Source organism: Sulfurovum sp. TSL6 (assembly GCF_019972115.1).
Lineage (GTDB): Bacteria > Campylobacterota > Campylobacteria > Campylobacterales > Sulfurovaceae > Sulfurovum.
Genome location: NZ_BPFJ01000002.1, coordinates 84915 through 102895, shown reverse-complemented (window position 1 = coordinate 102895; position 17981 = coordinate 84915). Strand labels below are relative to the sequence as shown.

Sequence of the window (17981 nt, the reverse complement as noted above, 5' to 3'; positions counted from 1 at the left end):
TATTATTTTAAATTATGTGATAATTTTTATCCTATAATTTAAGATAATCACAAAGGCAACGTATGTCAAAACAAAGTATCGAAACATCAGGACTCACACTTGCTAAAGGTACACAGCTCAAAGGGGATGATTTTTTTGAAGTGAAGGTGATGGAGAACATTACTGTCGCTGTTGTCTGTGATGGAGTAGGATCTGCTCTACAAGGGGCACAGGCCGCCAAACACACAACTAATTTTTTGATCAATGCGCTCAAAAATAGACCAAAAAGCTGGACCATGGAAAAGTCCATAAAACATTTTATAGAAAATATCAACAGAGTACTTTATCTTGATTCGATGGCAGAATATGATCGTGAAGAACTGGTTACTACTCTGGCATTGGTCGTGATAGAAGGCGACAGACTGTACGGTGCGAATGTAGGGGATAGCCGCATCTATTTACATAGAAATATTGATGGTGATACGAAACTCACCCAACTCTCTGAAGATCATACTATGGATGAAGAGGGTATGGAAAATGTACTGATGGCAGCTATGGGACTAGAGGAGAATGTTTCACCATATTATTTTGAAAATAACCTTTTGGCGGGTGACTTGATACTTCTTTGTAGTGATGGACTTTATAATGAACTTTCAGATGATGAACTTAGATCAGATATGAAAATGGGTGCTTCTTTTTTAGTAAAAAAAGCAAGTAAATTACATCATGCTGATCTTCCTGATGATACCACAGCCATTGTCCTTGAAATTAAAGAGGTAGATCCTCGGCTTAAGTTGAAGCAAAGTGATCTCATCGTACGTGAGCATTATAAAGCGGGTGAAGTTATTGATGGCTATACACTGCTTAAACCTTTGATCCAAAATGAACGTACTTGGCTTTGTGAAAAACGGGGATTTAATTATGTGATGAAGTTCATACCATATGAAGCGATGTATGATGAGATCATGATTGACCTGTTTGTCAAAGAAGTGTGGATGGCAAAGAGACTGAAGGCAGGTTTTTTCCCTAAAGCAGTGATCCCTAAAAACCGTACACATCGTTACTACATTATGAGTTTCATAGAAGGTCAAACACTCAAAGAGTACTGTGCAAAAAAACCGCTCTCTGTGGACTTGAGTGTTGAATTGGCTTGTTTTTTGCTCAAGATGTCACATTTTTTGATGAAATATGACTTAGTGCATGGTGATATCAAGCCAGAAAATATCATGCTGACAGAACGTAAAGGTAAGTTGGTATTTAAAATGGTGGATTTTGGAAGTATTACTGAAGCTTACTCCAATGTGACACGCGCAGGAACACCTTCATATCTGGCACCAGAACGTTTTAAACAGGCACCGGTCAATGAACAGACAGAGATCTATGCCATAGGTGTGACACTCTATGAAGTACTGACACAAAAGTATCCATTTGGAGAGATAGAACCTTTTCAAAACCCATCTTTTGAAAAAAGTATCAAAGCACCCTGTAAATTAAACCCTAAAATACCTGCATGGTTTGAGAGTATTATTTTAAGAGCTCTTGAGACTGATACAGACCAACGTTACAGAAACTACTCAGAAATGCAGTATGAAGTCAGTAATCCTTTGAAAGTACAACCGTACTTTGATAAAAGTAAATCTATTATAGAGAGAAATCCGCTTCTTGTATGCCGCGTAGGTTTTGTAGGGATGCTGGTGTTAAACATAGTACAGCTTTTTTGGTTCTAGATCAACGCGCTTTTCGAATATTTTTACGATGCGTTCTATAGCTGTGCGTAAAATCATGTACCCCTTGTGCATTTTTCATGAAGTAGAGGTAGTTCGTTTTTGCCGGTTTGATCGCTGCAATGATCGCATCAAAAGAGACAGCACCTATGGGCGAATCCGGTAAACCTTTGTATTTGTAGGTATTAAACCTGCTTGTGTCATTTTTGATACGTTCAGGGGTCACTTTCATATGTGAATATTTACCATAATTCAGTGTGCCATCCATTTGCAGACGCATATCTTTTTTAAGTCGATTGTAAATCACAGATGAAACAAGGGGCATCTCTTTTGTATTGGCCGCTTCTTTTTGGATGATAGAAGCAATGATGAGTATATTTAACCACTGTTTTTTGCTATAGTTTCCATAGATCTTTTCAGAGATCTCTTTATATTTGTTCTCAGACTCCGTAAGCAGAAAATGGATGAAATGTTTTTCACTGATACCATAAGGTACATAATAGGTATCTGCATAGATGCCAGCCTCAGGATAGTTCGAAAATTCTTTATAATAGGTTTCTAATTTAGTTTTATCAAGTTCCAAGTCTGTGGCTACTGAAGTGAAGAAGAGTTCTGTAGTTTCACCGGGGATGAGTGTGATCTCTTCCATTTTAGCTTTTGCCGTAGTAAGTCTATATAAAAAATCGATACGATTTAAACGTGTTCCTCCTATATCTACCCATCCACTTTGAGGTTTTCCAAGAAAGACTAATATATATTTATCAATAGGGCTTAAAGCATACCCTTTTTGTGTCAGCTGTGATATAATATGAGTAATAGAGCCCTGTGGTACTAAAAGTGTACGCGTTGTATGAATGGGTAGTGTTGTATAAAAGGCAAAAGAGATGATCAAAACCAGTGTAATATTTTCTGCCCATGCTATCCATGTGCTTTTACGTAATACACTCATCTTCTTGGTTGTCCTTTTTATCGCTTTTTTTATATGGCTTATGGCAGGTATCAAATTGGATACCGTTAAAGTTGCTGACTACAATGTAGAGGGATTATACATTAAACTCGATAAAAAGCTTATAGTAAAAGCAGACCATGTCATTCTCCCCAAACGTAAAGCCGACCCCTCTTTTAACAGTGTACATGATACATTTGAACGTATCAAATATATACTTACATTTTTTCAATCTATTGAACTGAAACATATTGTGTTTGACAATAACATCATGGGCATTGAGTTTCGTAATGATTTTTTAAAATTATCGAGTAAAGATTATGAGATTATAGGGGCAGTAAGACGTGAAGGGAAAATGTTAAAAGCAGACATACCCTTACTGAATCTGAAAGAACATAATCTGATGTTGAGTGGAACGTTAAGGTATGATCTGCATGAGGCTAGTTTGTCTACAAAAGGTTATTTCACTTTATATAACGCATCGGGACAATTTAATGCAAGTAAAAAAGGCAGCCAAATAGATTTTGGATTCACTAGTGATACTTTTTCGGACTTGAAAAGCATCATTGATATGTTTGATCTTGATGAAGGTGTGCGAAGTTGGGTGGTGGAAAAGGTCAAAGCGAAGCATTATAAACTCCTCTCTTTAACGGGTAAAGGCACCATAGAGAATAATACATTTAAAATGGATTTTGATGCACTGAACGGAGAAATTCTCTTTTCGGATACGCAAATACATTTTAAAGAAAATCTGCCACCGGTTTTGGCCCCAAGTTTTATCTTGAGCTATCACAATGGAGGGCTTTATTTTGATCTGAAAGAACCGACCTATGAAGGGATAAGTTTAAATGGCAGCAATGTTAAGATACTCAATCTGCTCAATACTGACACGAATTTAAAACTTAAGATCAAAGCGAATAATCGCTTTGAGAGTACCATGCAGCATTTACTCAAAGGCTATGATATTGTTTTACCACTCGATCAAAAAAGTGGGAAAGTCAATGTGCTGTTCATGGCAGATATCAGTTTGAAAAAGAGTTATCAGGATTTCTTTGTGAATGTTGACTTTAGCAAAGGAGATGTGTCCCTGGGAAAAATCAAACTTCCTATTGAAAAAGGGAATGTACAGTATAAAAAGGGACGGATCACTTTAAAAGATATCACTCTAAAAGATACGTTCTATGAAGGGTATTTAAATGGTAAGTTGGATGTGCAAAAGAAAAAGGCAGGTTTCATAGTTAATGCTAAGCGTATCACACTTGGGGATGAAAAAGAGAAGTTTTTTATTTTAACAAATGAAACATTGCCTTTTACATTAAACTATGAAAAAAATATCAATATCAAGATACCTAAACTCTCTATGAAACTTACAAATGATGGAAATGAAACCACCATCCAAATCAATGATCTAAATAAAATAAAAACATATTTACCTGACCCAGGCCCTCTTGAAGATGGAGGCAAGGTTACGATGAAAACGAAAGATTTTAAAACCTATACATTTCAAGGCATGTTGAAAAGAAAATCATGTTTTTTCTATGAAAAAGATGATCAATGTAAAACAAGAGTTCCTTTTGAAGGAGAGGTAACGGATAAAGATTTGAATTTTTATGCCTTTGATAAACGTTTTTATTATAATAAATCCAATTCACGTATTAAACTTACCAATCTAAACTTTGATCTTGAAAAATTTTTAACGATTGAAAAGCAAAAAGCAAAAAGTGTAGAAGGTAAGAAGAAAGGTGAATCGAAAGAAGCTAAAAGTTTGATCATTTTGGGTAAAAACAGTCAATTAAGATATGGTGATTATAGTTTAGTAACTGACAGTTATGATGTGGAAGTGAAACCCAATGGAGACATTCAAGCCATAGGAAGTTCATCCGGAGACATTATAAAATTTTCTAAAAAGAAGAAGATCTTGGCTATACAGGCATTACGTATACAAGATAAAGCACTCCATCCTCTTATTGATTTTAAGGGGTTACAGCATGGTCGGTATACGTTAAAAGTCTCAGGTGATCCTGAAAAGACAATGAAGGGTGAGATCATTGTTGAAGGTGGGGTGATGAAAGATTTTAAGGCTTATAATAACACTTTGGCCTTTATCAATACCATACCCGCTTTAGCCTCATTACAGAATCCCGGTTATTCCGACAAAGGTTTTACGATAGAAAAAGGGCTGGCCGAATATAGAGTGATAAAACAGGAAAAAATCATATTCGATTCTATTTATATTAAAGGAAGATCAGCAACGATCGCAGGTACAGGAGAAATTGATCTTCAGAAAAAAACCATCGATATCAATCTTGCTATCCAATCAGCAAGAGAGTTGGGTAAGCTGGTAGGCAGTTTACCTCTTGTGGGTTATATCATTATGGGAAAAGACAAGAGTATGACTTTTGGACTCCAAATTACAGGCACGTTGGATGATCCTAAAGTCAGTACCTCCGCCGGAGGAGATATCCTCTCATTACCTCTAAAAATACTCAAAAGAGCACTTGAATCACCAGGGCATATTATAAACGAATAAGAATAGTGTATAATGAAAATATGAGTCAGATCATAAGGAAGAATGAAACGATGAAAAAAATTCTTTTACTCACACTGGGATTGAGTGTATATATTTGGGCTGATTTGAAGAAGCATGAAGATAGCGCTTTAGAAGATATGAAGATTCCCTATACGATACAAGAGGAAAGTCCAGCAAGTTCTTCTGAGTTGGACAGTGAACTCATACCCATAGAAAAAGCATTGACGGCCCCTGAAGAAGATGTTCTTCACAAGATGAAGAACGTTGATATTATAGAAGATAAAGCAGAGAAAAAACCTCAAAATGTAGATCCAAAACATAGTGAAAAGAAGATAGAATCTATAAAAAGCCATCAAATGACACATCAAGAGAGTGAAATAGAAAAAATACGTAGAGAGTTACATATACAGGCACCTAAACTTAGTGCAAAAGAGAAGAAATTAAAAAAAATAAAAGAAGAATTACATATTAAAGAACCCCGTGCTGCAGTGAAAAAATTAGACAAAATAAGAGATGAATTAAACATCGACTACCAGGTCCCAAAATATGAAAGTGTGCTGGATAAAAGAGTGAATGATGTAAAGGAAAAACTTGGCTTAGAGGATGGTCTAGACATAGGCAATGCACTTTTAACTGTCAAACAAACATTACGTTTGGAAGATAAACCAAAAAGGGATGAAGGTTTTTCTTTCAATAAGAGCCTGAGCTCCTTTGAAGATACCATAGGTATGGATTTGGAACTGCCTAGCTTCTTTGGTTCTACTGAGAAAAATGATGATAGCTTTTTGGCATCGACCCCACTGGGGACTATGATGGATACAAGCACTAAATTCTATCAAGGAGCCAAATATTCCGGCCAATCCGCACAATTGATGTCAGGGATGATGTATAACTCTTCTAAAATGTATAACACCATGTTCGGTGTGTTTGATGACTCGCCTTTTAATATTTTTGAAAAGGAAGAGGAAGCCTCTCTTTTTGATGTGTTTGAACATGGAAACTCGGTGATGGATATGTTTGATTAGCTGTACTCTCTACTTACTCATTTCTGAGTACAGTTAAAGGATCCGTCTGAGATGCTTTTTTCGCAGGATAGAGGGAGGAAAGAAGTATAATGATACTTGTACCTAAAATGATTAATCCAAAATCACTGAACGTGAGATCCACAGGCAATTTTGAAGTACCGTAAACATCTGCAGGCATAGAGATAATGTCAAACGTGGTGAGTATCCAGATACCAAGTCCACCAAGCAGTGTACCCGCTAGGATGCCGGCACTTCCTATGATCAAACCTAATCTAAAGAAGATCGCTTTGATCTCTATCTTTGTGGCACCCAGTGTGCGCATAAGGGCTATCTCTCTTCTTCGGCTCATCACTGTCATAAGCAAAGAAGAGATGATATTAAGTGAAGCTACAAGGATGATGAGCAGTAAAACCAGGAAGAGTGCTTTTTTCTCCATTTCCATGGCTGCAAAGAAATTCCCATTTTGCTGCCACCAACCCTCTATGACGACCATTTCAGGCAAAGCACTTTTGATTTCGGCTATTTCATCAAGAGGATTTTCAGTATAGATATGCAGACCATCATAACTTCCATGTTCACGTCCAAGCAGTTTTTCAAATGCCTCTAAAGAGGTGTACATGATCGCTTTGTCATAGGCTTTAAGACCAGATTTGAAAATACCGTCTACGATAAAACGTTTTTGAAGCGGCATCGTCCCAAAACCGATAGCCTGTTGTTCTGAAAAGTAAAGTGTGACCTTTTCACCTTTAGGGGCATTCATTTCAAAAGAGAGTCCTTCACCGATCACCACCCTGAACTTACTTGTTTCATCGCCTGTTGCTTCTTTAAAGATCGAGTTGATCTTGCTCTCTTTATCAAAATTAACACCATAGACCAAAGAGCCTTGCACGGCACCATCATTTTTCGTGATGACCTGAGTGGTGTAATAAGGACTGAATTGAAGATGAGGAAATTTTTCTCCCAATGAAGTGATCAGTGCATCATTGACGGCATTTTCTTCCAATGGAAGTACGGTAAGAGGATAATTCATCACAAAAAGTTTTTTGGTAAACTCTTTTTGTGTCCCGTTCATGATCCCCATGGCGATCATCAGTACCATCACACCTGCAGCAATACCCAAGAAAGCTAACATTGCAGAGATAAAGATAAAAGGGTTTTCTTTATCGTACTTAAGATAGTGTTTTATGATATGCCTAATAAACTTTTTATTAGGCGAGGTGATTCTGGCAGGTGTGGACATTATGCCAAGAGACCTTTTTTAGGCCCGCTCTGTCCACAACAGTTTTTATATTTTTTACCCGAACCGCATGGACACGGATCATTTCTTTTAGGTTTTTTCGTTCCTGTGATAGGACTAAGCTTTGATGAATCTTCAGCAATAACACCTTCTTCAAAAGACTGATTAAGTGTCGTATTTGCAACATCGCTCTCTAACTCTTCTCTGATGTGCTCAACTGCAGCTTCCTCTTCCTCCGGAGATTCAAAGTCAAACTGTACAAGCTGAAGTACCTTCACGGCTTCCAGTTTGATACGGCTTACAAGATCGGTAAAGAGTTTATAACTGTCTTGTTTGTACTCAGTCAATGGATCTTTTTGATTATATCCTCTAAGTCCGATACCTGTTTTAAGTACATCCATTTCATACAGATGGTCTCTCCACTGAGGGTCTAGCACTTGAAGGTATAAGATACGTTCTATCTCTTGTCTTTGTTCCGGATCGATCTGGGACATTTTTCTTTCGTAAAGATCCTCCATCATTTCTGTGATCATAGAATGTATCTCTTCTACCTCTTTGTCTTTGAACTGTTCACTTTGCACTTCAATACGCAGCTCTTCTTTGATCAAGGCAGCAAGTCTCTCTACATCATAATCTTCTGTCGGCATACCTGCAAAGATCTCGGCTTCTGCTAAAAGATGGTCTACATACTCAGCACGATTCTCTTTGATCTTGGCAGCAATGTCAAACTCCGGGTCAAGGAGTTGATTTCTAAATGCATAGATCGCTTTTCTTTGGTGATTGGCCACATCATCATACTCTAAGATATGTTTTCTTGACTCATAGTGTTGGTTCTCTACTTTTTTCTGTGCTTTCTCTACAGAACGTGTCACGATCTTAGAGTCAATGTATTCACCATCCTCAACCCCAAGTCTGTTCATGATGTTTCTGATCTTCTCTCCGCCAAAGATACGAAGCAGGTTATCATCAAGGCTGAGGAAGAATTGACTCTCTCCCGGATCACCCTGACGTCCTGAACGGCCTCTGAGCTGATTGTCTATACGTCTACTCTCATGACGCTCTGTACCAAGTATCATCAGTCCTCCAAGGCTTCTTACTTCATCATCTATCTTGATGTCAACCCCACGTCCTGCCATATTCGTAGCAACTGTTACCGCACCTTTTTGTCCGGCATTGATGATGATCTCTGCTTCTTGTGCGTGATTTTTCGCATTGAGAATATTATGAGCGATCTTCTCTTTTTTCAGTCGTTCATGGATCATTTCAGATTTTTCGATGGAAGCCGTACCTATGAGTACCGGCTGTCCTTTTCCATTGAGTTCTTTTACTCTTCGTACCACAGCATCCATTTTTTCACGTTCTGTGTTGTAGATGAGGTCATTTTTATCTATTCTGGCGACAGGTACGTTCGTAGGGATAGAGATAACATCAAGGTTATAGATCTGTGAGAATTCCGTGGCTTCGGTTTGTGCTGTACCTGTCATACCGGCAAGCTTATCGTAGAGTCTGAAGTAGTTTTGGTACGTGATCTCTGCAAGCGTTTGTGACTCTTCCTGCACTTCTACACCTTCTTTGGATTCAAGTGCCTGGTGCAACCCTTCTGAATATCTGCGGCCTTCGGAGAGTCTTCCCGTAAATTCATCAACGATAATGATCTCATTGTTTTGTACGACATAGTCAACATCTTTTTCAAAGATATAGTGTGCTTTGAGTGCTTGGTCAAGGTGATGAGAAAGTACAGCATTTTCAAGACTGTAAAGATTTTCCACCTCAAAGAGGTCTTGTGCTTTTTGAAGTCCATCTTCTGTCATGACAATGGTTCTATTTTTCTCATCAACGATGAAGTCACCAGTCGTTTGCTCCGGTTCACCCGGTTTTGTTTCTATCTTTTCTCCACGTTGCATCTGTTTAGCGATCGCATCAGCTTGGGCATAATGGTTGTGGTCACGCTGTGTTGGTCCTGAGATGATGAGCGGTGTTCTGGCTTCGTCAATGAGGATGGAGTCTACTTCATCCACGATGGCATAATGGTGTTCACGCTGGACTTTCTCTTCAGCTCTTACTTTCATATTGTCACGAAGGTAGTCAAAACCGTATTCATTGTTAGTTCCATAGGTGATATCAGCATCGTATTGTGCTTTTCTCCCCATATCATCATGGATATCCGCTGTGATACATCCTACAGTGTAGCCTAGAAATTCATAGAGTTTACCCATCTCCTCTGAGTCTCTTTTTGCAAGGTAGTCATTGACTGTCACAACATGTACACCTTTGCCTGTCATAGCATTGAGGACTACAGCAAGTGTCGCTACAAGTGTTTTACCTTCACCTGTTTTCATCTCTGCGATGTTACCGTCGTTGAGTACCAGCCCTCCGACCATCTGTACATCATAATGTCTCATGCCTAAAGCACGTTTCGCAGCTTCCCTTGTGATTGCAAAAGAGTCATCAAGTACATCATTTAAAGTTTTTGTACCACTTTGTACTTCACTTTTAAGTGTTTCAAATGCAGCTTTGAGTGCTTCATCATCCAAAGCTTCATATTTTGGTTCAAGTTGATTGATATTTTTTACTTTTTTGAGATAGTTTTTTACGATCTTGTCATTTTGTGTGCCAAAGAGTTTGAGTACGCTTTTTATCATTGTAGGTTTTGCCTTTGCATAAATTGGAATTATTTTATCCAAATAGACATTAATATTCCGTTAGGAAAGGGTGAGTGCTTCACACGCTTGTTTCACAATTTTATGACAATATGACAGATATTAACACACTGCAAGTGCTATTTTGGTATATTTCAAGTTATTAAAGGAAAAAGAATGAGACTATTATCGTTACTGTTATTGGCATCTTCCCTGCTATCTGCGAGCATAGAACTACCAGGAAATTTCCAAGCAGATTTTATACAGAAAATAACCAATACAAAAAACAAAGTGATCACATACAGCGGCAAAGTACGTTTTACTAATGAAACACTTTTTAAATGGAGTTATAAAGAACCTACACAAAAAGAGGTATGTACCGATGGTTCGGAACTGCTGGTGGTAGATCATGATCTGGAACAGGTTTCTGCCTATCGTATATCAAACGGTATCAATATCGCTAAAATATTAAATAAAGCAGTGTTGTATAGTAAAAATATCTATGTAGCTGAGTATGACAATAAAACGTACACGATACAAGTAGATAAGAAACAAAAACTTCACAGTATCGCCTATTTTGATGACTTGGATAACAAAGTCCAGATACTCTTTAAACAGATGAAATATGGAAAAGGAAATTTACCTGCACAAAGTATGAAATGTAATTACCCTATACACTATGACATGATACAAGGATAAGTATGCAAGCGTTATTGATGAAAATACAGAATGATTCTACGTTAATGCTGATGGTAGGTTTGGCATTGGTCGTACTCTTGGTCATTGTGCTTGTCGTAGTGGTTTCTGCTATGAAAGTCAAGATCTATAAAGACAGATTTTGGAACACTAAGATTGATAATAAAGAGAAAGCAGAATATATCTCTACATTGGAGCAAGAGCTCCAAGCCTATAAGATCAAAAATGCAAGTAATGAACAGGAATTGCAACAGTTTGCAGAGACAAAAGAAAGACTGATATCCACCAATGAAGCACTTCTTTCCCTGCAGGGTAAATATAATGAATTAGAAAAAGAGCTCAGCCAGGTCAAGGCTAAACTTGAGAGTGCAGAAGAGATACATGCAGCACTCTTAGAAGAACATAACACGCTTAAAGCACGCCAGGACAGTATACTCGAAGACAACAGCAGATACCGTACAAACAATGCACGTTTACTGATGAAGCTTGAGAGTGAAGAGCGGCATGTGTCTTCACAAAAAGAGATGATGCTCAACCATAAAAAAGAGATTAAAGATGAGTTGGAAGCTCTGGCTAAAAAAGTGTTTGAAGGAAATTCTCAAAAGTTTGCAGAATTCTCAAAAGAAAACCTGGACAACATGATAAAACCGCTTCAAACACAGATCACAGAGTTTAAAAAACAAGTAGCTGATACCTACAACACTGAAAGTCAAGACCGGGCAGTGTTGAAAAATGAGATCAATTCACTCAAAGAGCTCAATAAAAAGATCAGTAAAGATGCGATCAATCTGACCAATGCACTTAAAGGTGACAGCAAACAACAGGGAGTTTGGGGTGAAATGGTACTTGAAAATGTATTGGAAGCTTCAGGACTCCGTAAAGGGTATGAATTTGAACGTGAAGTCAGTCTGCGTACAGACGAAAATGAAATTTTACGACCTGATGTAGTGGTCCATTTACCTGACAATAGAGATGTGATCATTGATGCTAAAACATCGCTTGTAGCCTATGAACGTTTTGTGAATGCAGGGGATGATGATGCAAGAGCACTGCATCTTACTACACACTTAAATTCCATCAGGACACATGTAGAGGGACTCGCAAACAAGAACTATGAACGTCTCAAAGAGGTCAATACCCTGGATTTTATCTTTATGTTCATGCCTATCGAAGGTGCATTGGCTGTGGCATTGGAACACGACAGCAGCATTTATGACAATGCCTTTAAAAATAAGATACTTCTTGTCGGACCTACAACACTGCTTGTAGCGATGAGAGCCGTTGAAAATGTTTGGAAATATGAACGTCAAAATCAAAATGCCCAAGAGATAGCCAGAAGAGCAGGTGCCATGTATGACAAGTTTGTCGGTTTTTCTGAAGATCTGATGAAGATATCCAAGCAGATCGACGGCATTCAGGGCAGTTTTTCTGCAGCACGAAACAAATTGAGTGACGGTAAAGGAAACCTTGTAAGACAGGTAGAGCAACTCAAAGAACTGGGTGCACAGACAAACAAGAATATCCCGAAAGGCTTGAGCGGTGATAAAGATGACTAAACAAAAGATCAACTATACAAAAGACCTTGCAGAGTATCAAAAGAAGCCTTCTAAAGTCTTCAAAAAATCTGGAAAGATTGAACGTGAGTTTTATGAAAAAGAGTCTCTTAAACTGCAGTATGAACTGGTCAAACTTCAAAAATGGGTGATCGATAACAAGAAAAGGCTTTTAGTGATCTTTGAAGGTATGGACACGGCAGGCAAAAGTTCAACCATTAAAGAGTTTAACAACTATCTCAACCCAAGAGAGGCTCGCTCGGTCGCTCTGCCCAAACCCAACTCAAAAGAGTTGGGACAGTGGTATTTCCAGCGTCACTTAAAGCAGATACCCAATGCCGGTGAGATCGTATTCTTTGATAGAAGCTGGTACAACAGAGCCGGTATAGAACAGGTTTTTGGTTTCTGTACACAAGAACAGCATGATCACTTTTACGCACAGGTGAACGGTGTAGAAGAGATGCTGATAGATGACGGTGTGCTCATTTTCAAGTTTTATTTGAACATTACACATGAAACAGAAAAAAAGCGTCTCAAAGACAGAGAAAATGATCCTTTGAAAAGTTGGAAACTCTCTAAATTGGACTACCTGTCACTGGATGCCTATGATACCTATGCAATGCTGCGTGATAAAATGTTTAAACTCTCCGGTACAGACCATGCACCTTGGTGTGAGCTTGATGCCAACGATAAAAAAAGAGCACGCATCAATGCTGTCCGATACTTACTCTCAAACATAGAATATGATGGTAAAGATACCAGTCTCATTACCGGTGTAGATAAAAAAGTAACTAAATTACATAATAAAGGAAAATACTATGGCAAATGTAACCATATGGCATAACCCAAGATGCTCTAAATCAAGAAATGCAGTGACACTTTTAGAAGAAAAAGGTGTTGAAGCAGACGTAGTGAAATACCTGGATACGCCCCCAACCAAAGAAGAACTTGTTGCAGTGCTTAAAATGCTGGGTATCTCTGCTAGAGAACTTATGAGAACCAAAGAATCCATCTATAAAGAATTGAATCTTAAAGAAGAAACTGATGAAGATAAACTTATAGATGCAATGGTACAAAATCCCAAGCTCATAGAGAGACCTGTTGTCATCAAAGACGGCAAAGCTGCCATTGGTCGTCCTATCGAGAATATTATCGATCTGCTTGTTTGACCATAGAGTTTATCTATTTATTGAATTATATTTAGAATTTTTTTCAGATATAGAAGTCGGATATAATATTTCTAAGCACTAGCATCAGAAAACAGTATAAAACTAAAAGCAGTTGTTGCAAATTTATTCGGATGATAGAGTCAAGATTTTATCGTGTATATGTACAATAGCTTAAAATGAACTTAATTATAAGTAATCTATGTTATTCTTTGAATTAATAAAAAATTATTAAAAATAGGGATAGCTTAGTAATGAAAATTTTTATTTTTAGTCTTATTACGGTTGTAATTATTTTTGGAATACATATTTTATTTTTTTCTCATTACTTATTGTTGGTTCCATTTCTATGGTCTTTTCTTTTTATTTATTTGTATGGAAAAAATTATTTAAATATAGCTATTAATTCATTTCTGTTATTAATATTAATATTTGCTGCTGATTACCTAAATTTTGGCCCTATTGATGTTAGACATGAATTTGCCTACTCTTCATTAGTGCTCTTCATTACATTTCTTTTTGTATTTGTCTATCAAGAGTTGGCTACTAAACGGCTCAAGATAGCGACTGTTTTTAGTTATACTATTACTCTAGCTTTATATGCTATTTCAATTTCATATATTATCTATGCCATCAGTTTTAATACCATAAGCATAGAGGAGATACTTTATTCTATTTCACAAACAAATTTAAAGAAATCTATAGAATTTATTACGGATTCATTATCATTTCTGTGGATAATGACAGTTTTGTTTACTGCCATTTTCATGGGTTATCTACTCTTTAGACAGGAAGAAAAAGAGACACCCAGAATAGAAAGATCATTACTGCTTTTTATTATTATTATGATTTTGGGTGCAACAGGAGTACAGCGTCGTGATATTAGGCTTCTTTCCTCTGTAATTTTTCTTAAAGATAGTGCAAAGCATTACGCGGAAGAGTTAAATCTTTTTCGGAAGACTCAGCTCAAAAGAAAAACAGGAGCAATAAAATTTGAAGCCAGAAAAGATAAAAAAGGAGAAACTTATATTGTCATCATAGGAGAAGCACTCAACAAAAAGCATATGGGTATTTATGGTTATATGCGGAACACAACTCCACTTTTGTCTGAAAAAACTAAAAGTGGTGAATTATTATTATTTACAAATATTTATTCTAATCACACACATACGATGCCTGCGATTTCTTTTTCTCTAACAGAAGCAAATCAATATAATAATAAAAGTTATTATAACTCTCTTTCTATTGTTGATATTTTAAATAGGTCTGAAATTGAGACACACTGGATCACTAATCAGGCTATTGATAAAACCTTGAATAATCCAGTCTCTATTATTGCACATGAAACAGATAATCTTGTAGTTCTCAATCATACTGCAGGTAAAAAAAGAAATATACAAAAACATGATGGTGTGCTCATAGATGAAGTCAAAAAAGTTTTAGCTCAAAAAACAAATAAAAATAGAGTGGTTTTTATTCATCTTATTGGAAATCATTGGAGCTATTCTTCAAAGTATCCCAAAGATGAATATACAATCTACAAAGAAAAGTTAAAACTTGGTGAATTCGGAAGAAAAGCTTCTAAAAATAGCAATATTAATAATTATGATAATAGTGTACATTACTATGATTATGTTATTAACTCTATTCTTGAAGAGCTTCAAAAAGAAAAAGGTGTAGGTGGTTTTATATACATGCCGGATCATTCAAATGACACAATAAGGGATCTAGGCCATCTCTCTAGAGAGTTTACCTATGAAATGACACAAATTCCAATGATAGCTTGGTTCAGTGATGATTATAAAAAAGTGTATAGCGACAAATATAATATATTTGCAAGACATAAGAACACACTTTTCTCAAATGATATGTTCTATGATACAATGATAGGATTATTGGATATCAAGACAGATAAATATAACTCCAAATATGATTTCACCTCCAAAGATTATAAGCTTGATCCGAAAGATGCTTTGGTTCTTTATGGAAAAAAATACTATACAGATAAAAGTAATTATATCTATTGGCAGACAGTCAATACACAATATCTTGTAGATAGTAACCAATCAAACCGGATTATTCCTCATAGAGTTGACTCTCTTGGAAAATTAAAAGATGTATGGAATGATGGGTTTAGATCATTTGAATTAGATGCTCGTTTTGGGGATAATAATACTACATTTTTTCAGATAGGACATGATGAAGATTTTATGGGACTAACGATAGAAGATTTTTTATCGTCTTCTGATTTCCAAAAGATTAAAAAAGTGTGGTTGGATTTTAAAAACCTTAATCAAAATAATTATAAGCAAGCTCTTGAGAGATTGGAGTATTTAGATAAAAAATATAACATTAAGAGAAAGTTCATTGTGGAATCTCCTACAACATCATCATTTTTTAAAGAAATTGGAAAAGCTGGTTGGCATACTTCTTACTATATGCCTACTAAAAAAATTCTAAAACTTTTAAAAGAAGATAATAAAGATGAAATGCAAAAATTAGCTATAAAAATAGCTAATCAAACTAAAATACAAAATCTATCTGCTGTTTCATTTGACAATGGGCTATATCCCTTTGTTAAAAACTATTTGGAATCAAGTCTTTCAAATGACATAGTATATCATACTTGGTGGGAAGCACCAGCTCTTTATCATGTGGATTTTAAGGAGCGGCTACTAAAGAATAAGCTATATTTAGATAGCAGAGTTAAAACAATCTTGCCTAATTATAAATCAGAATTTGATTTATAATTTTAAAACAGAGTTATTCTGATTGGACTCATTTTCTGAAAAGGAGTACCATAGTGTTAAAAAAAATTAAAAATGAAATAAATGAAAATAGAAAATATATATATTTAAGTTATCTAATAAGCATTTTAACAATGATTCCACAGCTTATTGCTTCTTTTCCATTAAGTTTTACACATCTTGCTTTTCTATTTTTAGTTCTATTTACACTTTTATTTATTTCAAAATTTAGTAAATTATTATTTTCTATATTTATTATTTATATAAATTTAACAAATATTATTATTGGTCATATTTTTATACACTGGGGATATAGTGGTGATATCCAATCCAGAATTGAGGTTGCTTTTGCATCACCAAATTATGAAAGTTTAGAATATTTAAAGACTTATATAGACTATAGAGATATATTTTTAGTATTATATACGATATTCATTCTAGTGCTTCTATATAAATTTTTAGTTCACGTCAAGCATTCATTTAAGGTTATTAAGTTTTTAGGATTTACACTGTCTATTGCTATTTTGTTGCCTGTAAATTTTTATAAAAATCCGATAGAAAATATTGAACCATTTTCGATACCATATGAAGCTGAAAAAGCTAAAGAATTTTTCTTATATCCTAGACTGAGACTAGAGTATTTAAAGACTTTACCAAATGATTCTATAGATGATAAAAATAAAATATATGATATAGTTGTAGTGATCCAAGGGGAAGCTGTTAATAAGCATCATATGTCAATATATGGATATGATAAAAATACAACACCTTTTTTCACATCTTTACAAAAAAGTAATGATTTTTATATATTTAATGCTATATCCCCTGTTAATGAAACCAGATTTTCAGTACCAATCCTTTATACAAATGCAACTGTAGATAACTTTTTTAATGCCTATATGCAATCAAGATCCATTATCGGAGATTTTAGAATACGTGGCTATGATACTCATTGGCTCTCATCACAAGCAACGTCTGGACTATATGATTCCACTACTGCTTCTATGAGTGCAGAAGCAAATACGAAATTTTTTGTCAATGATGGATATGATGTAAAAACTATTGAATCTAGTACAAAAACTGATAAATTATTGGTAGATTATCTTAGTTCTTGTAAAGATATAAATATTTCCCGCCCTCAAATGTATTTTATTCATTTTATTGGTTCACATTTTACATACGAAAAAAGATATACACAAGATGTAGCACTCTTTAAAAATACTAAAAATGTTCAAGAACAATATGATAATACTATTTACCATACTGATTATATTTTAAAAAATCTCTTTAATCATTTTGAAAAAAACTTTATAGATAAAAAAATACTTTTTGTTTATACTTCTGATCATGGGCAGGTGGTAAGTGAAGAGAAATATGGGCATGGATTTTTCCCAGCTTTTAAAGATGAATATGATGTACCTTTTGTTATATACAGTAATATAAAAAACAATAGAATTAATAAACTTTATAAAAAAAATCAAAAAAGTTTTTTTAATTTAGAAAATTTAAATCATATGATTAAGTATATAACTGGCATTAATGATGATGTAAATATATCTTATTCAAGTGAAGTATTCTCGGTAGAACCCAACAATATATTTAATTACAATACACTTAATTATTATAAAGATACAAAAAGACCTAAATAGATATTTAAAAGAATCATTATAATGAGTGGACAAATAACATTAGAGATTCATCCCTAAAAATAGGTAATAATTGATTGTACTTATTGGTAG

The 17981-nt window shown here is 35.4% G+C and carries 12 protein-coding genes; 9 read left to right on the top strand and 3 right to left on the bottom strand.

Features of this window, described 5'->3' with window-relative positions:
* The first annotated feature begins 62 nt into the window (after nt 1-62).
* The gene (locus tag LDM93_RS05450; RefSeq protein ID WP_223891148.1) at nt 63-1706 is read left to right on the top strand and encodes a protein phosphatase 2C domain-containing protein; all 1644 of its coding nucleotides are present in this window, start codon (nt 63-65) and stop codon (nt 1704-1706) included.
* Between the two features lies 1 nt (nt 1707).
* Here the strand turns inward: LDM93_RS05450 and mltG are convergent, their stop codons facing one another.
* Entirely contained in the window at nt 1708-2652 is a 945-nt protein-coding gene (mltG, locus tag LDM93_RS05445) for an endolytic transglycosylase MltG (RefSeq protein WP_223891147.1), read from the bottom strand.
* Here mltG and LDM93_RS05440 point away from each other — a divergent pair.
* Both LDM93_RS05440 and LDM93_RS05435 read left to right on the top strand, forming a co-directional pair.
* Nucleotides 2588-5179 (top strand): AsmA-like C-terminal domain-containing protein, encoded by a 2592-nt coding sequence (locus LDM93_RS05440; protein WP_223891146.1) that lies wholly within the window; start codon nt 2588-2590, stop codon nt 5177-5179. The two genes, mltG and LDM93_RS05440, sit on opposite strands and share 65 nt — an antisense overlap.
* 20 nt (nt 5180-5199) lie before the next feature.
* The gene (locus tag LDM93_RS05435; protein WP_223891145.1) at nt 5200-6204 is read left to right on the top strand and encodes a hypothetical protein; all 1005 of its coding nucleotides are present in this window, start codon (nt 5200-5202) and stop codon (nt 6202-6204) included.
* A 13-nt stretch (nt 6205-6217) separates the two neighbouring features.
* Here the strand turns inward: LDM93_RS05435 and LDM93_RS05430 are convergent, their stop codons facing one another.
* Both LDM93_RS05430 and secA read right to left on the bottom strand, forming a co-directional pair.
* Nucleotides 6218-7444: an ABC transporter permease gene (locus tag LDM93_RS05430; RefSeq protein WP_223891144.1), complete on the bottom strand. Its 1227-nt coding sequence runs from the start codon at nt 7442-7444 to the stop codon at nt 6218-6220.
* Nucleotides 7444-10083 (bottom strand): preprotein translocase subunit SecA, encoded by a 2640-nt coding sequence (gene secA, locus LDM93_RS05425; RefSeq protein ID WP_223891143.1) that lies wholly within the window; start codon nt 10081-10083, stop codon nt 7444-7446. The genes LDM93_RS05430 and secA overlap by 1 nt, the downstream gene beginning before the upstream one ends.
* 174 nt (nt 10084-10257) lie before the next feature.
* On the opposite strand from secA, the gene lolA reads away from it, so the two are divergent.
* The 6 genes from lolA (at nt 10258) to LDM93_RS05395 (ending at nt 17891) form a co-directional block, all read left to right on the top strand.
* Complete coding sequence (lolA, locus tag LDM93_RS05420; RefSeq protein ID WP_223891142.1) at nt 10258-10779, top strand: LolA-like outer membrane lipoprotein chaperone; 522 nt, start codon at nt 10258-10260, stop codon at nt 10777-10779.
* Nucleotides 10780-10781: 2 nt separating this feature from the next.
* Complete coding sequence (gene rmuC, locus LDM93_RS05415) at nt 10782-12332, top strand: DNA recombination protein RmuC (RefSeq protein WP_223891140.1); 1551 nt, start codon at nt 10782-10784, stop codon at nt 12330-12332.
* Entirely contained in the window at nt 12325-13173 is an 849-nt protein-coding gene (gene ppk2, locus LDM93_RS05410; RefSeq protein WP_223892050.1) for a polyphosphate kinase 2, read from the top strand. Before rmuC ends, ppk2 begins: the two co-directional genes overlap by 8 nt.
* Nucleotides 13148-13498: an arsenate reductase (glutaredoxin) gene (gene arsC, locus LDM93_RS05405; protein WP_223891138.1), complete on the top strand. Its 351-nt coding sequence runs from the start codon at nt 13148-13150 to the stop codon at nt 13496-13498. The genes ppk2 and arsC overlap by 26 nt, the downstream gene beginning before the upstream one ends.
* Nucleotides 13499-13749: 251 nt before the next feature.
* Entirely contained in the window at nt 13750-16245 is a 2496-nt protein-coding gene (locus tag LDM93_RS05400) for a phosphoethanolamine transferase (protein WP_223891136.1), read from the top strand.
* A 53-nt stretch (nt 16246-16298) separates the two neighbouring features.
* Complete coding sequence (locus tag LDM93_RS05395) at nt 16299-17891, top strand: phosphoethanolamine transferase (protein ID WP_223891134.1); 1593 nt, start codon at nt 16299-16301, stop codon at nt 17889-17891.
* Nucleotides 17892-17981: the final 90 nt, after the last annotated feature.

Coding starts and splice junctions, on each gene's coding strand:
- LDM93_RS05450 (WP_223891148.1), top strand. CDS start 63: ATGTCAAAACAAAGTATCGAAACATCAGGACTCACACTTGCTAAAGGT.
- LDM93_RS05440 (WP_223891146.1), top strand. CDS start 2,588: ATGATCAAAACCAGTGTAATATTTTCTGCCCATGCTATCCATGTGCTT.
- mltG (WP_223891147.1), bottom strand. CDS start 2,652: ATGAGTGTATTACGTAAAAGCACATGGATAGCATGGGCAGAAAATATT.
- LDM93_RS05435 (WP_223891145.1), top strand. CDS start 5,200: ATGAGTCAGATCATAAGGAAGAATGAAACGATGAAAAAAATTCTTTTA.
- LDM93_RS05430 (WP_223891144.1), bottom strand. CDS start 7,444: ATGTCCACACCTGCCAGAATCACCTCGCCTAATAAAAAGTTTATTAGG.
- secA (WP_223891143.1), bottom strand. CDS start 10,083: ATGATAAAAAGCGTACTCAAACTCTTTGGCACACAAAATGACAAGATC.
- lolA (WP_223891142.1), top strand. CDS start 10,258: ATGAGACTATTATCGTTACTGTTATTGGCATCTTCCCTGCTATCTGCG.
- rmuC (WP_223891140.1), top strand. CDS start 10,782: ATGCAAGCGTTATTGATGAAAATACAGAATGATTCTACGTTAATGCTG.
- ppk2 (WP_223892050.1), top strand. CDS start 12,325: ATGACTAAACAAAAGATCAACTATACAAAAGACCTTGCAGAGTATCAA.
- arsC (WP_223891138.1), top strand. CDS start 13,148: ATGGCAAATGTAACCATATGGCATAACCCAAGATGCTCTAAATCAAGA.
- LDM93_RS05400 (WP_223891136.1), top strand. CDS start 13,750: ATGAAAATTTTTATTTTTAGTCTTATTACGGTTGTAATTATTTTTGGA.